This window comes from Curtobacterium sp. NPDC087082 (genome assembly GCF_044745045.1).
In the GTDB taxonomy this organism is placed as follows: domain Bacteria; phylum Actinomycetota; class Actinomycetes; order Actinomycetales; family Microbacteriaceae; genus Curtobacterium.
This window is the reverse complement of record NZ_JBIUZN010000002.1, coordinates 74160-88561: the sequence shown is the minus strand read 5'-3', so window position 1 is coordinate 88561 and position 14402 is coordinate 74160. Positions and strand designations below refer to the sequence as shown.

The following is a 14402-nucleotide window of genomic DNA, read 5'->3' as shown; positions in this document are numbered from 1 at the left end:
CGCCCCGCGGGGGCGGGGTACCACTCGCCCCGGGCCGCGCCCCCCCCCCCCCCGGCGGCGGGGGGGGGGGGGGGGGGGCCGCGCCCCCCCCCCCGCCCGGGGGGGGGGGGGGGGCCCCCCCCCCCCCCCCGCCTCCTGTCTGTCCGGCCGTGCCCCGTGGGAACCTCCCCTCTGTCCCCACGGCTACAGGCCGAGCGCCCAGTCGAGTTGCGGGGTGTCGAAGGCGACGCGCATCGCGTCGCGCTCGTCCGACGGGACGCCGAGCGCGGCTGCGACGCGGTCCCAGCCGGCGACCGCCCCTGCCACGCGCTGCAGCACACGTTCTGCGTCGGGGTTCCGGAGTCGGAACGCCCCGGCGATCGTGAGCAGGTTCCGGAGGTCGCGTGCCCGCGGGTCGTCCGACGAGGAGATCGCACGGGAGTCGATCACGCCGCGCTGCCGGCTGGGGTTGACGTCGAACACCGGGGACAGTCGCCACCCGTCCACCGTGTGCAGGAACGCGTGGTTCCGCCAGTGGTCGTCGACGTTGTTCACGAGCACGGAGAGCGCGACCCGGCCGAACATCTCCCGCAGGTCCGCGGCCGGCGCCGCGCTCCAGTGGTCGATCGCATCCGAGAGGTCTTCGTAGGTCAGCCGGGACCCGTCGTCGTGCGCGCCGAGCTCGAGGGCGGTCCGTGCCGACATGTAACCGAGGCGGCTCCCGGTCGCGTCGCGGTCGAAGCGCTCGGAGACCAGCACCGCTCGCCCCGCACCAGGCGGAACGAGGGACCACCGCGGGACACGGAGCCCGGCGTCGGCGGCCAGTGTGAGCGCGACGGCCTCCCATCGCTCGACGTCGAACCGGCCGTCCTTCGAGTGCGGGAGCTTCGCGATGGCCAGCGTGCCGCGGTCGGTGGTGATGTTGGCCTTCGGGCGCGCGCCCCCGGGAGACGTCGCGACGTCGCCGAGGTAGGCGATGTCCTCGTCGGTCGCCTCGTCGTCCGCGTACCGGGCGGCCGCGGCGAGGATCCGGCCGAGGTCGTGCACGTTCGCGACCCCGGTCTCCGACGACAGCCAGGTACCACCGGAGCGGAACCGCAGCGAGCCGGTCCGGGTGTGGTCGGAGACACCGAGCAGGTAGTCGAACTCGCCGAGCCGACCGGGCAGCGTCGTGTCCTGCTGTCGACGGAGTGCGTGGTCGGCGCGGATCAGCTTCTGGCCCCAGTCGTCCGGGGCCGCATCGCTGAACGCCCCCGGGAGGGTCTGGCTCTCGGCCGTGTAGGTCCGACCTGGCCGGAGGGGGAGGTCCGGGGAGACCTGCCAGCCGTCCCGGAGGAACGCCGGGTCGTACTCGAAGGACGACGAGGCAAGGGTCCGGAGTCCCTGGAACGACGGACGCAAGGTCCCTACGCGTCGGGGTTCTGCCGCTTCGCCGGACCAGACCTCGACCACGTCCGGTGTCACAGGGTCCCTCCGCGCCGCAGGATGTCGTCGATCCGAGCGCGCGCGGTGTCGCTCCGGAAGGGGTCGATCGCCTCGACCGCGGTGTCGGCGATGCCGAGTGCTCCGAGCACCGCGAACAACGAGTCGACGCGGCCGCCCGTGCCGTTCTCGATCGCACGCAGGGTCTCCCGCGTCACCGCGGCACGGTCGGCCAGTTCGGCGGCGGACATCCCGTTCACCGAACGCCAGCGGCGGATGTTCTCACCGAAGGCCGCGAGCTGCTGGCGACGTCGGGGCGACGTCCGTTGGACCATCGCGTACCTCCTGGTAGGAAAAGCTTGCACAACCGTCGTTTCTGGCAGCGAATCATGCCAATCGTACGCCTACCCGCTCCTCTCCCGGCGGCAGGACTCCTAGGATGGGACCAACGGAACAACAGATGCGGAATCCAGGCTGCGGCCTGTTCCACGAGGGGGAGTCATGGAAGTCCTGTTCGCGCTCGGAGCCGTCCCGCTGATCGTCGTGGGGGTCGTCGTCCTGGCGGTCATCGTGCTGATCTACGCGAAGCTCGTCTACCGCAACGCCGGCGCCGACGAAGCGCTCATCATCACCGGCAAGCGCTCCCGCAAGGTGAAGAACCCCGACGGCACCGAGACGGTCGAGTCCGGCATCAAGGTCGTCCTCGGCGCCGGTGTCCTGGTCCGGCCGTTCTTCGAGCGCGTCGCCAAGATCTCGCTGAGCTCGCGCGCGATCGACATCAACGTGAACGCGCAGGACTCCCGCGGCGTGACCATCGACGTCGAGGCCGTGGCGCTCGTCAAGGTGGGCGAGGCCGACGCGTCGATCCGGGCCGCCGCGCAGCGGTTCCTCGGCCAGGAGAAGAAGATCGACGACTTCGCGCGCGAGGTCCTGTCCGGTTCGCTCCGTGCGTCGATCGGTGCGACCGACGTGTCGACCATCATCCGCAACCGCGACCAGCTCACCGTCGCCGTGCTCGACGTCGCGAAGGACGCCCTGCACAGCCAGGGACTCGACGTCGACTCGTTCGAGATCAAGGGCATCTCCGACCGCAACGACTACATCAGCGACCTCGGACGTGCCGAGCGCGCGCGGGTCCGGCTCGAGGCCGAGAACGCCGAGGCCCAGGCCGACCGCGAAGCGCGTGAGGCCCGTGCCACGGCCGACCAGGCCATCGCCGAGGCGGAGAACACCCTCGCGATCCGTCGGGCCGCCCTGCAGCTCGACGCCGACCGTGCCTCCGCCGAAGCCGCTGCCGCCGGCCCGCTCGCCCAGGCCCGCGCGGCGCAGGGCGTCGTCGAGCAGGAGCAGCTGACCGCGCAGAAGCGTGCCGAACTCCGCCGTGCCGAGCTCGAGTCCGAGGTCTCCGCGGTGGCCGAGGCGCAGGCGCGCAAGACCCGCGTCGAGGCCGAGGCGGCCGCCGCTGCCCAGGTCGAGACCGCCCGTGCCCAGGCCGAGGCCCGACGCATCTCGGCCGAGGCGATCGCCGCCGAGGCCCAGGCCGAGTCCGAGGCGCGCAAGCTCGCGGCCGACGCCTCCCGCGCCGAGGGTGAAGCTGCCGCCGACGCGATCCGCGCCAAGGGCCAGGCCGAGGCCGACGCCACGAAGGCGCAGGCGGACGCGCTCGCCCAGCACTCCGAGGCCGTCCTCCGGGTGAAGGCGATCGAGACGCTGCCGAGCATCGCCCGCGAGCTCGCGGCGCCGATGGGCAACATCGACAAGCTGACCGTCGTGTCCTCCGACGGCGCCGGAGCGCTCTCGAAGAGCGTGGTCAGTCAGTTCAGCGAAGTCGACGCCCTGCTCGGGACGACGGCCGGCTTCACGCTGAGCGACATCGTCAAGAGCACCACGACGGGGCAGGCCGCAGCCCGCGCCGTCGTGCGTGAGCAGGAGTCCGCGGCGGCCGAGTAGCCGATCCGTCGTCCGGTGCGGGCGCGGCGGGAGTCAGTCCTCGTCGCGCCCGTCGTCGTCGCGGCGGTCGCGCTGCTGGCCGCCGGCGTCCTCGCGCTCACCGGAACCGTCGTGTCCGTCCCGGCGCTGGTCCGCCAGGCGCTGCTGCCAGACGACGCTGCGGGCGGCTCCCTCGAGGATGTCGTCGACGCTCCGGCCGGTCTGCGCGGCGAGGGCACCGCTGAGACCCGCGGTGAGCGTGCCCCCGGCCGACGCCAGTCGTTCGACCACCTGCTCCTGCCGCTCGGTCAACGGTTCGTCGATCATCTCGTCGATGGTGTCGCGGATGTTCTGTTCGCTCGCGTCCAGGGCCGCCTCGTCGCCCGAGTGCAGTGCTGCTGCCTCGCCGACGACGACGAGTCCGAGCCGCGCAGCATCGTCTTCCGGACGCTGGCCTTCGTGCTCGTCAGTCATGAGCGGGACGGTACGCTCGACCGGATCACGCTTCCTGGACAGCGGGGTACGCGGGCTCTCCCCCCGGCGGCAGTCCTCCCCACCGTCGCAGCAGCCACTCGGCGGCCGCCAGCCCCTCGCGTCGTTGGAAGTCCCGGAGCGTCGGCATGTGCGGGATCGCCGGGCGGGACGCCTTCTCGAAGAACGTCCCGGCGAGCCCGGCGAGGACCGCGTCCACGCTCGACGCCGGCACCCCGGCGAACACCCGGTGGGTGGCGAGGTGGTGCTCGACGTCGGTGTCCTCGCCGCGCACCAGCACGTCGAGCAGGTAGGTGAGCGGGTCGAGCCAGTGCGCGCCGACGGCCGCCCACGGCCAGTCGATGACCCAGACGACACCGTCCGCGTCGACGAGCAGGTTGTCGGCGCGGCAGTCGACGTGCGCCAGGGATCCTCCGTCGACGGCCGCCGCGGCGTCGCGTGCCGCCCGCGCCATCGCGGGGGCAGCGGCGATCACGTGCGCCGGGACGACGTCGGGGAAGCCTGCGGCGGCCATCCGGTCCCAGGCGCCGAAGTCCTCGACGAGGTCGTCCGCGACGCGCGGGAGCTGTGCGAGCGTCCCGGTGGCGGTCGGCAGCGTGTCGAGTGCGTCGAGCACGGCGGCGACGTCGGACCCGTCGCCCGCCGTGCCGGGGTGGTGTCCGTCCACGTCCTCGATGACGAGGGCGATCCAGTCGTCGCCGTCGACGGTGCCGCGCACGGTGTCGATCAGCCGAGGCGCCTGCACGGAACCGGGCAGGTGGCCCATGACCTCGGCCTCACGCTCGTGCATCCCGAAGCCGTCCGGGTTCCGCGACCGCGAGAGCGTCTTCACGAACGCTCGTCGACCGTCCGCGGTGACCACCCGGTCGGCGCCACCGGGGGAGTACCCACCCGCCTGTGACTCGGCTCGCGCCACCGCGCCCCCGAGCACCGTCTCGACGCGCTCCCGCAGGACTGCCGGCACATCGGTCCACGTCGTCCGCCCCATGCGGCCCACGGTACCTGAGGAGGCGTTCACAAACATGCACAACGGGAAAGATTGCATGTGTAGCAAAGGTGCTCATGGTGTAAAGTTGCAGCGTCTGCAAGGTTGACCCGCCGTCATCGGCCCGCCATGACGCCCCGGCGTCCCTCGCGACCACGACCACCACACGCACCCCTGAAGGACCCCCATGTCTACTGCCACCGCACCCGTCGAGGTGTCGCGCGGACGACAGAGCTCCCCGGCCGACCAGCCGGGGAAGCCGATCATGTCGCACCGCCAGATCCTCCTCGTCATCTACGGCCTCATGGCCGGCATGTTCCTCTCGTCGCTCGACCAGACGATCGTCGGCACGGCCATCCGCACCATCGGCGACGACCTGCACGGCCTCGACCAGCAGGCCTGGGTCACCACGGCCTACCTGATCGCGTCGACGATCACCACGCCGATCTACGGCAAGCTCTCCGACGTCTTCGGCCGTCGTCCCCTCTACATCTTCGGCATCGCGGTCTTCATCATCGGCTCGCTGCTCTCGACCATGTCGACGTCGATGATCATACTCGCCGCGTTCCGTGCCTTCCAGGGCATCGGTGCCGGTGCGCTGATGTCCCTGCCGCTCGCGATCATGGGTGACATCCTCGCTCCCCGCGAGCGCGCGAAGTACCAGGGGTACTTCCTGGCCGTCTTCGGCATCTCCTCGGTCATCGGTCCGCTCATCGGCGGGCTCTTCTCCGGCGCGTCGACCATCCTCGGCGTCACCGGCTGGCGCTGGGTCTTCCTGATCAACGTCCCGATCGGCGTCGCGGCGCTCCTCATGGTCATCGCGTTCCTGCACCTGCCGAAGTTCGGCGACGCCAAGGCGAAGCCGCGGATCGACTGGTGGGGTGCGACCTCGGTCATCGTGACCCTCGTCCCGCTCCTGCTCGTGGCCGAACAGGGCCGCACCTGGGGCTGGGGCTCGGCCGCCGCGATCGCCTGCTACGTGATCGGTGCCCTCGGCCTGGTCGCCTTCCTCGTCATCGAGACGCTCATGAAGGACGACGCGATCATCCCGCTGAAGCTCTTCCGCTCGGGCGTCTTCTCGATGGCCACGATCCTCGGCTTCCTCGTGGGCTTCGCGATGTTCGGCGCCATGCTGACCATCCCGCTGTACCTGCAGATCGTCACGGGGCTCACCCCGACCGAGTCCGGCTTCGCGACCCTGCCGATGATCGGTGGGCTCATGATCGCCTCGATCGCCTCCGGCCAGATCGTCGCCCGCACCGGCAAGTACCGGATCTTCCCGGTGATCGGCACCGCGCTCGTCTCGCTCGGCTACGTCGTCCTGACGTTCATGACCATCGACAAGCCGCTCTGGTTCCTGATGATCGGGATGTTCCTCATCGGCCTCGGCCTCGGCCAGCTCATGCAGAGCATCACCCTCGCCTCGCAGAACTCCGTGCAGCCGCGTGACATGGGTGTGGCGACCAGCTCGGCGACGTTCTTCCGCCAGATCGGTGGAACGCTCGGCACCGCGGTGCTCCTGAGTGTCCTGTTCTCGATCATGCCGGCGAACATCCTGCACGCCACGGCCGACCAGAAGAACCTGACCGGTGCACTCGACGCGGCGCTCAACCCGACGGTCGCCAGTGCCAAGGCGAACCAGGGCGTCATGGACCAGATCTGGAACCCGATCGTCACCCCGATCAAGCAGCAGGTCCAGTCCGGGCTCGACCAGGCCACCGCGCAGGTGACCCAGGCCACGGCCGGCGCTCCCGAGGCCGTGCAGCAGCAGGCACTCACCGCCGCCGCCGACAAGGCCCACGCGTCCGTGCAGGACGGCAAGCTCGTCGTCGACTGGTCCGACTCGGCCCAGCGCACGTACTGGGTGGACGACCTCGCTCCGGCACTGTCGAAGCAGATCGACGAGGGCACGAGCGACAAGGGCTCGTCGAGCAGCGAGACGAGCGACACGTCTTACCTGAACGGTGCGGACGCCGCGCTCACCAGGCCCTTCATGACCGGGTTCAACTCGTCGGCCGTCACGGTCTACTGGGTCGGCTTCGCGGTCATCCTGCTCGCCTTCGTCCTGAGCTGGTTCTTCAAGGCGCCGCCGCTCCGCAAGAGCTCGGCCCTGCAGGAGCAGGCGGACAACGAGGGCACGGCTGACGACCTCGAGGTCCAGGCGGTCAAGGCCGCCGACACCATGGGCTCGCCGACCGCTCCCGTCACCGGTTCGATCCCCGTCCAGCGGGGCGCGTCGGACCGCTAGGCCGCACGGGGCCTCCCGCCACCGCGGGAGGCCCCGTCGTCCGTCCGAGGAGCCACCACGTGAGCACCACCGAAGCCCCCGCCCCCGGCGACAGCGGCCTGCGGGAGCGCAAGAAGCAGCAGACCCGGGCCGCCATCCACCGGTCCGCGCTCGAGCTCGTCACCGATCGCGGGCTCGCCGGCGTCACGGTCGAGGAGATCTGCGCCGCCGCCGGCGTCTCGCCCCGCACGTTCTTCAACTACTTCCCGTCCAAGGGCAACGCCGCCCTCGGCCTCCCCGCGACCACCGTCCCGGACCCCGCCCGCGCGACCTTCCTCGCCGGTGCGGGCACGCTCGTGTCCGACCTCTGCGACCTCGTCGCGCAGACCGTGACCCTGCCCGAGGACCGCCGCCGGATGAAGTCGCTCGTGCAGGCGCGGCCCGAGATGGTCCCGACGATGCTGCAGTGGATGGCCGAGGCCCGGTCGGCGATCGTCGAGGTCGCCGCCGAACGCACCGACGCCGAGGCGGCGCGGACCGCCGTCACGCTCGTCATGGCCGCCGTCATCGAGGTCGCGCACCGGTTCTCGGTCGCGTCCCGCGACGAGCTCGCGGACCGGCTCCGCGGCGTGGTCGCGGAGATGGGGCGGCTCGCCGCCGTCTGAGCGCGCGACCACGTCCAGGAGGCGCGGTGCGGGTCCGACCCGCACCGCGCCTCCTGTCTGTGTCGGGCCCACTTTCATAGCATTCAGTTTTCCAACATGTCAGATACCGCATATTTGGGTGTCCGACTTGACGAAAGGCTCCGGATGCTCCTTCCTCGAACCCTCTCCACCTGCATGACGGGCGCGCTCGGCGTCATGCTGCTCGCCGGCATCGTCAGCGTGCCGACGACCGCGACGGCTGCCACGAGCAGCGCGGTCGCGCCGGTCCGTGACGCTGTCGTCACGATCGAGAGCGACCCGCACTACGCTCCGGGCGGCTCGATCCACGTCTCTGGCATGGGCCCGGCCGACGAGTGGGTCGAGATCGACGGCATCCCGACCGATCGGGACGGAACGGTCGGATCCATCCGGACCGTCGTCGACCACCGAGGCGCTTGGAGCCAGTCGACGTTCCCGAGTGCCGACGAAGCCGAGTACGACGTCACGGTGACGCCGATGACGGTGCGGGGTAACCAGTACGTTCCGATCGGGTCGCCAGTTGCACAGACCCTCACCGCGGACGCGGGATACACCATCGTCGAGCGTGACCTGCGCGTGACCGACGGCCTCGAGGTTCGTCATGGTTCCGAGGTGGTGCTCTCCGGCTTCGCCAATGCATTCACGCCCGTCCAGGTCGAGTTCGAGACCGGCGCCTCCGTGCGCGGCTTCGCCGACCACGAGGGCCGCTGGTCGCTCCGGACGAACACGTCGATCACCGAGGACCAGTCCGTCCGCGTACTCGCCAACGAGGACGCCGACCGGAACTTCGCCGCGATCGTCACCGTCGACGTGGTCGTCGTCGCCGGTCCCGGGGACGGCGAGGACGGCGGCACCGATCCGGGTGATGGCGGGGAGATCGACCCGCCTGCGTACGTGCCCGTCGAGGTCACTTCGGACCTGACCTACCTGCGCGGCGAGCGGCTCCGGATCACGGGGACCGCGACGCCCGGTGCCGAGATCGAGGTCATCGCCTCCGATTCGTCGAGCTCGCAGCTCGGCGGGACGGTGACGGCGTCGCCCGAGACCGGAGCGTTCGAGTTCGTCTCGCGCCGCAGCGTCGCGATGCCGAACGGACTCCCGGTGCTCGACGTGACGGTCCGCCAGGGCGACGAGGAGACGGCGCTCGCGTTCCGTTCACTGCAGGAGGGTGTCGAGTTCCGCTCGACCGAGATCACCTCGGATCTCACGTACGACGAGGGTGCAGCGACGACCATCACCGGCGTCACGTCGCCGCACTCGCTCCTGTCGGTGCAGATCGGGGACTTCGGAGTCCCGGATCTCGTCCGAGCGGACGCGGCCGGCGAGTTCGAGTTCACCACCACGAAGCTCGTCGGACCGCAGCAGACCGTGCGGATCGACCAGCTCTTCGAGGCCGGCGAGACGACCGAGCACGTCTTCACCCGCGTCAAGGAAGCGCCGCCGTTCTGGGTCACCACCGAGACCTTCGTGAAGGGGCAGAAGCAGCTGATCGAGGGCACGGCGGCACCGAAGGCCCGCGTGGACGTCTACAGCGGCTCGAAGTACCTCATGAACGTCACGGCGGATGCTGACGGGAAGTGGTCGTACACCACCGGTGCCGCCATCACCGACAACACGTTCACCCGGACGGTCAAGACCGCCGGCGAGCAGGAAGTGACGTTCACGCTGACCGCCGTCGAGCAGGAGCAGACGGCACCGATCACGGTGACCACGACGTCGTTCGTCAAGGGCCAGAAGCAGCGCATCGAGGGCACGGTCGCGCCGAAGGCCAAGGTTGACGTCTACTCCGGGTCGAAGTACCTGATGAATGTCGTTGCAGGTGAGGACGGGAAGTGGTCGTACACGACCGGCGCCGCGATCACCGGTGACACGTTCACGCGCACCCTCAGGTCTGCCGGGGCGGACGACGTCACCTTCACGCTGATGGCCGCTGAACAGGAACAGACAGCACCGATCACCGTGTCGACAACGTCGTTCGTCACGGGGCAGAAGCAGCTGATCGAGGGCACGGCTGAACCGAAGGCCCGCGTCGATGTCTACTCCGGGTCGAAGTACCTGATGAACGTGGTCGCAGACGAGGCAGGCAGATGGTCGTACACGACCGGTGCCGCGATCACCGACGACACGTTCACGCGCACCCTCAAGTCGGCCGGGACGGACGACGTCATGTTCACCCTGAACGCGAAGTGAGCCAGAACATGCACCAGCCAAAGCAGAACCACACTGCCCGACGCTGCGCCGGTGGTGCGATCGCCGTCGCGGTCCTCGCCGGACTCGTCACCCTCCCCGCGGTACCAGCGACGGCCGCACCCGGATCGGTCACAGCGTCGCAGTCCGCCGAGCGCGCCGACGCCCCGCAGACGGCTCGCGCCACCATCGAGAGCGACCCCCGGTACGTGCCTGGCGGCGCAGTCGGCATCTCCGGGACCGCTCCGGCGAACGAGTGGGTCGAGATCACCGGACTCCCGACCGGCAAGAACGGCGCGGTCGGCACGACCGGTGTGCTCGTCGGGCCGAACGGCGTCTGGTCGACGTCAGGCGTTCCGAACGCCGGGACCGCTCCCCACTACGACGTCACCGTGACCCCCATGCAGATCGAGGGGAACAAGCTCGAGCCCACCGGACCGTCGGTCTCGACGACGCTCACCGCCGATCCCGCGTTCTCGGTCGTCGAACGGTCCCTGACCGTCACCGACGGTCTGAACGCCCGCCCCGGGGAACGCGCGGTCCTCACCGGCACCGCGAACGCGTTCTCGCTCGTGCGGCTGGTCTTCGAGGGCGGCTGGGCCTTCGCGACCGCTGATCACCAGGGGAACTGGTCGGTGCGGAGCAAGCACGTCCTCACCCGCGCCGAGCAGGTCCGCATCTCCGGGAACACGGACACCGAGGGGAACTTCGGTGCCTCGCTCGACGTCGAGGTGTCGGTCGACGGCGAAGGATCCGGCGGAGGCGGCGAGAACCCGCCGATCACGGAACCGGTCGTCGTCACGTCCGATCTGACGTACCTCGACGGGACGCGTCTCCGGATCTCCGGCACCGCAACGCCTGGCGCGCGGATCGAGGTGGCCGCCACCGACGCGCTCGTGAGCGGTGGACTCAGCGGGTCCGTGGTCGCCTCGCCGACCACCGGAGCGTTCGAGTACGTCTCGGCGCGGAACATCGCCGTGCGCGACATCACCTCGGTGCTCGACGTCACGATCCGCCAGGGAGACGAGGAGACGGAGCACGCCTTCCGCTCCCTCCAGGAGGGCGTCGCCTTCCGGCCGGTGGCGATCACGTCGGAGCGGACCTTCGTCGGCGGGATGCCGACCCGGATCACCGGAACGGCGTCGCCGTACGCGCTCCTGCAGGTGCGGATCGGGGCGGTCGGTCGCGCCGACTTCGTCCGCACCGACGCCGAAGGGCAGTGGGAACTCACGACCTCGAAGCTGTTCGAACAGAACGAGACGGTGCGCATCGCCCAGCTGTTCGGGGGTGATGAGGTCACCGATTTCTCCTTCACCCGCACGGAGGCGTCGACGCCGATCACTGTCTCCACCACGACGTTCGTCAAGGGGCAGAAGCAGCTGATCGAGGGCACGGCGAAGCCGAACACGTGGGTGGACGTCTACTCGGGGTCGAAGTACCTCATGCACGTCATCGCCGGGCCCAACGGGAAGTGGTCGTACACCACCGGGGCGGTCATCACCGGAGACACGTTCACGCGGACGCTCAAGTCGGCCGGGACGGATGACGTGACGTTCACGCTGCGCGCGGCCGCATCCCAGACGCCGCCGATCACGGTCCGCACGACGACCTTCGTCCACGGACAGAAGCAGCGCATCGAGGGCACCGCCAAGCCCGACACGCGTGTCGACGTCTACTCCGGCTCGAAGTACCTCATGAACGTCACGGCCGATGCCGACGGCAACTGGTCCTACACGACCGGCGCGGTCATCACCTCCGAGACCTTCTCCCGCACCCTCAAGTCCGCCGGGACCGAGGACCACACCTTCACCCTCACCAAGGAAGCACAGTGAACATGGAACAGCAGAAGAAGCCCAAGTACACCCCCGGCCAGCGGTGCGCTGGCGGCGCGATCGCCGTGGCGGTCCTCGCCGGGCTCGTGTCCCTCCCGGCCACCTCCGCGAGTGCTGCAGCGGCGGCCGCGCAGACGGCTGCCGTTGCGCAGGCAGCGGACCAGTCGACGACCGCCGACCTCGCCGTGACGCACGGGCTCCAGTTCGCAGCGGGCGACCGGGTCGGCCTCACCGGAACGGCCGGTGCCGATGCAGAGGTCATGATCACCGGGCTGCCGGGGAAGAACGGCACCGTCGGTGCGCCCGCGACCGTGCGCGCTGACCACACCGGGAAGTGGGTCGTCGCCACGCTCGCCGGTTCGGCGCTCGCGAACTCCTACCAGCTCGCCGTCACCTCCGGTGGGAAGTCGATCGACGTCACCACCACGGCCGACGCCGACTACCGACTCGTGGAGCGTGAGCTCACGGTGCCGGCTGGTCAGCGGTTCGTCGGCGGCGAACGTCCGGTGGTGTCGGGCACCGCTGACGCCTACTCGACCGTCGTGGTCCGCGGCCTGCCGGGTACCCCGTCGAGCGAAGCGGTCGGCGCGATCGCCGACGAGAACGGCGACTGGTCGATCCGCGCCGCGCAGGCCGCGTCCGGTGCGATCGTCGTCACGGTGACCGGACAGGGGCTCGGCGAGTCGAAGACCGTGCAGGAGCACGTCGAGCTCGAGGCCCGAGCAGGCGAGTTCGAGGCCTTCACGATCGAGGACGGCCTGACGTACGCGCCCGGCACCCGGCTCGCGCTCTCCGGTGAGGCGCTTCCGGGGTCGGCCATCAAGGTCGAGGGGCTGCCGACGAGCGCCGGCATCCCGGACCTCGGCCCGACGCAGCGCATCGTCGCCGATGCCGCCGGCAAGTGGACCCTGTTCACGCCCGGCAAGAGCGCCACCGCGGACGGGTACGACCTCACCTTCACGATCGCCGGATCGACCCGGGTCGAGCGCGTGACGGCGGACGAGGACTATGCGCCGGTCGAGCGGGACTTCACCGTTGCCGAGGGGCAGACGTTCGTGGTCGGCGAGATCGCGATCGTGACCGGTACGGCCGACGCGTTCTCGACCGTGCGCATCGACGGGCTTCCCGGCCGGAACGTTGCGTACGGCGTCCAGGCCGACCACAACGGCAACTGGACCGCGACGAGCGCCGAGCCCGCCACCACTTCCCTCACCGTGAAGGCATTCGGCTTCGCCCACGGTGGCCTCAGCGACCTGGTGGAGGCCGAGATCCTCCCGGCTGCTCGCGAGGGCGAGTTCCAGGCGTTCACGGTCGAACGCGGGCTCGCGTTCGTGCCCGGCCAGGCGCTCGGACTGACCGGCACCGCGCTGCCGTTCTCACGGGTTCAGGTCGACGGCCTCCCGGATGACGGATCGCGTCGTGCGGGGTCGCGCGTGACGCACGCCGACGTCGACGGCCGCTGGGCCATCGCCTCCGGTGAGCACGCGGGGACGGCGGACAGTTACGAGCTGACGTTCACGGTCGGCGGTTCCTCCGTCACCGAGGCGGCCACGGCAGACCCCGACCTCGTCGTGGTCGAGCAGGACCTCGCCGTGGCGCCGGGCCAGTCCTTCGTCGCCGGTGAGCGAGCCGTCCTGCGCGGAACGGCGGATGCGTTCACCGCGGTGTCCCTCCGCGGCCTCCCCGGCGATCCGGCCAGCGGGACGACGGTGATCGCCGACGCGGACGGCAAGTGGGTCGCGAAGAGTGGCGCCGCGCTCACCGAGGCGACCGAGGTGTTCATCCACGGTTACAGCCGCGGGGCGTTCGGCTCGACGTCGGCGATCATCACCCCGGGGGCGCAGGAGGAGACCCCCGCGATCACGGTCGACACCAAGACGTTCGTGAAGGGCAAGAAGCAGCTGATCGAGGGCACGGCGGCGCCGAAGGCGCGCGTGGACATCTACTCGGGGTCGAAGTACCTGATGAACGTCACCGCGAACGCTGAGGGCAAGTGGTCGTACATGACCGGTGCGGCCATCAACGACGACAGGTTCACCCGGACGCTCAAGAGCGCCGGCGCCGAGGACGTGACGTTCACCCTCACCGCTGCCGAGCAGGAGCAGACCCCGGAGATCACCGTCACGACCGAGACGTTCGTGAAGGGTCAGAAGCAGCGCATCGAGGGCACGGCGGCGCCGAAGGCCAAGGTGAACATCTACTCGGGCTCGAAGTACCTGATGAACGTGACCGCCGATGGTGCGGGCAAGTGGTCGTACACGACCGGTGCCGTCATCACCGACGACACGTTCACGCGGATCCTCAAGTCCGAGGGTGCTGAGGATCTGGAGTTCACGCTGACCGCTGCCGAGCAGGAGCAGAAGGCGCCGATCACGGTCGTCACGACGACGTTCGTGAAGGGTCAGAAGCAGCTGATCGAGGGCACGGCGGAGCCGAAGGCCAAGGTCAACATCTACTCCGGGTCGAAGTACCTGATGAACGTCACCGCGAACGCCGAGGGCAAGTGGTCGTACACGACCGGTGCCGTCATCAACGACGACACCTTCACCCGGACCCTCAAGTCCGAGGGGGCGAAGGACCTCACCTTCACCCTGAACGCGCAGTAATCGGACCGACAGGTCGACCAGGAGGCGCGGATCACGCGAGCCGACCGGCTCACGTGATCC

Annotated in this window: 10 protein-coding genes; 6 read left to right on the top strand and 4 right to left on the bottom strand. The window is 70.1% G+C overall.

The features are described 5' to 3' along the window. Window positions 1–183: 183 nt before the first annotated feature. Together ACIPEP_RS05720 and ACIPEP_RS05715 are read right to left on the bottom strand one after the other, a co-directional pair. Window positions 184–1431: a type II toxin-antitoxin system HipA family toxin gene (locus tag ACIPEP_RS05720; RefSeq protein ID WP_402717067.1), complete on the bottom strand. Its 1248-nt coding sequence runs from the start codon at window positions 1429–1431 to the stop codon at window positions 184–186. Window positions 1432–1439: 8 nt separating this feature from the next. Further along, the gene (locus ACIPEP_RS05715; RefSeq protein WP_229085735.1) at window positions 1440–1736 is read right to left on the bottom strand and encodes a helix-turn-helix domain-containing protein; all 297 of its coding nucleotides are present in this window, start codon (window positions 1734–1736) and stop codon (window positions 1440–1442) included. A 166-nt stretch (window positions 1737–1902) separates the two neighbouring features. Between ACIPEP_RS05715 and ACIPEP_RS05710 the strand changes: the two genes are divergently transcribed. Beyond that, complete coding sequence (locus tag ACIPEP_RS05710; protein WP_070417837.1) at window positions 1903–3351, top strand: flotillin family protein; 1449 nt, start codon at window positions 1903–1905, stop codon at window positions 3349–3351. A 33-nt stretch (window positions 3352–3384) separates the two neighbouring features. On the opposite strand, the gene ACIPEP_RS05705 is transcribed toward ACIPEP_RS05710, so the two are convergent. Together ACIPEP_RS05705 and ACIPEP_RS05700 are read right to left on the bottom strand one after the other, a co-directional pair. After that, window positions 3385–3804, bottom strand: coding sequence for a hypothetical protein (locus ACIPEP_RS05705; RefSeq protein ID WP_092385095.1), 420 nt, complete (start codon window positions 3802–3804; stop codon window positions 3385–3387). Between the two features lie 25 nt (window positions 3805–3829). Then, window positions 3830–4810, bottom strand: a complete 981-nt coding sequence (locus ACIPEP_RS05700; protein WP_402716732.1) for a hypothetical protein — start codon at window positions 4808–4810, stop codon at window positions 3830–3832. A 184-nt stretch (window positions 4811–4994) separates the two neighbouring features. On the opposite strand from ACIPEP_RS05700, the gene ACIPEP_RS05695 reads away from it, so the two are divergent. From ACIPEP_RS05695 to ACIPEP_RS05675, 5 genes are all read left to right on the top strand, one after another. After that, window positions 4995–7055: an MDR family MFS transporter gene (locus tag ACIPEP_RS05695; RefSeq protein ID WP_402716731.1), complete on the top strand. Its 2061-nt coding sequence runs from the start codon at window positions 4995–4997 to the stop codon at window positions 7053–7055. A gap of 59 nt (window positions 7056–7114) precedes the next feature. Beyond that, the gene (locus tag ACIPEP_RS05690) at window positions 7115–7699 is read left to right on the top strand and encodes a TetR/AcrR family transcriptional regulator (protein WP_402716730.1); all 585 of its coding nucleotides are present in this window, start codon (window positions 7115–7117) and stop codon (window positions 7697–7699) included. 174 nt (window positions 7700–7873) lie between these two features. Then, window positions 7874–9907 carry a hypothetical protein gene (locus tag ACIPEP_RS05685; RefSeq protein WP_402716729.1) on the top strand — a complete coding sequence of 678 codons (2034 nt, stop codon included), beginning with the start codon at window positions 7874–7876 and terminating at the stop codon, window positions 9905–9907. Window positions 9908–9915: 8 nt separating this feature from the next. After that, window positions 9916–11736: a hypothetical protein gene (locus tag ACIPEP_RS05680; protein WP_402716728.1), complete on the top strand. Its 1821-nt coding sequence runs from the start codon at window positions 9916–9918 to the stop codon at window positions 11734–11736. After that, the gene (locus ACIPEP_RS05675; protein WP_402716727.1) at window positions 11733–14342 is read left to right on the top strand and encodes a hypothetical protein; all 2610 of its coding nucleotides are present in this window, start codon (window positions 11733–11735) and stop codon (window positions 14340–14342) included. Before ACIPEP_RS05680 ends, ACIPEP_RS05675 begins: the two co-directional genes overlap by 4 nt. Window positions 14343–14402: the final 60 nt, after the last annotated feature.

Bases quoted from the DNA above. Each gene is read 5' to 3' on its own strand.
- ACIPEP_RS05710 (WP_070417837.1), top strand. From the start codon at position 1,903: ATGGAAGTCCTGTTCGCGCTCGGAGCCGTCCCGCTGATCGTCGTGGGG.
- ACIPEP_RS05705 (WP_092385095.1), bottom strand. From the start codon at position 3,804: ATGACTGACGAGCACGAAGGCCAGCGTCCGGAAGACGATGCTGCGCGG.
- ACIPEP_RS05700 (WP_402716732.1), bottom strand. From the start codon at position 4,810: ATGGGGCGGACGACGTGGACCGATGTGCCGGCAGTCCTGCGGGAGCGC.
- ACIPEP_RS05685 (WP_402716729.1), top strand. From the start codon at position 7,874: ATGACGGGCGCGCTCGGCGTCATGCTGCTCGCCGGCATCGTCAGCGTG.
- ACIPEP_RS05680 (WP_402716728.1), top strand. From the start codon at position 9,916: ATGCACCAGCCAAAGCAGAACCACACTGCCCGACGCTGCGCCGGTGGT.
- ACIPEP_RS05695 (WP_402716731.1), top strand. From the start codon at position 4,995: ATGTCTACTGCCACCGCACCCGTCGAGGTGTCGCGCGGACGACAGAGC.
- ACIPEP_RS05715 (WP_229085735.1), bottom strand. From the start codon at position 1,736: ATGGTCCAACGGACGTCGCCCCGACGTCGCCAGCAGCTCGCGGCCTTC.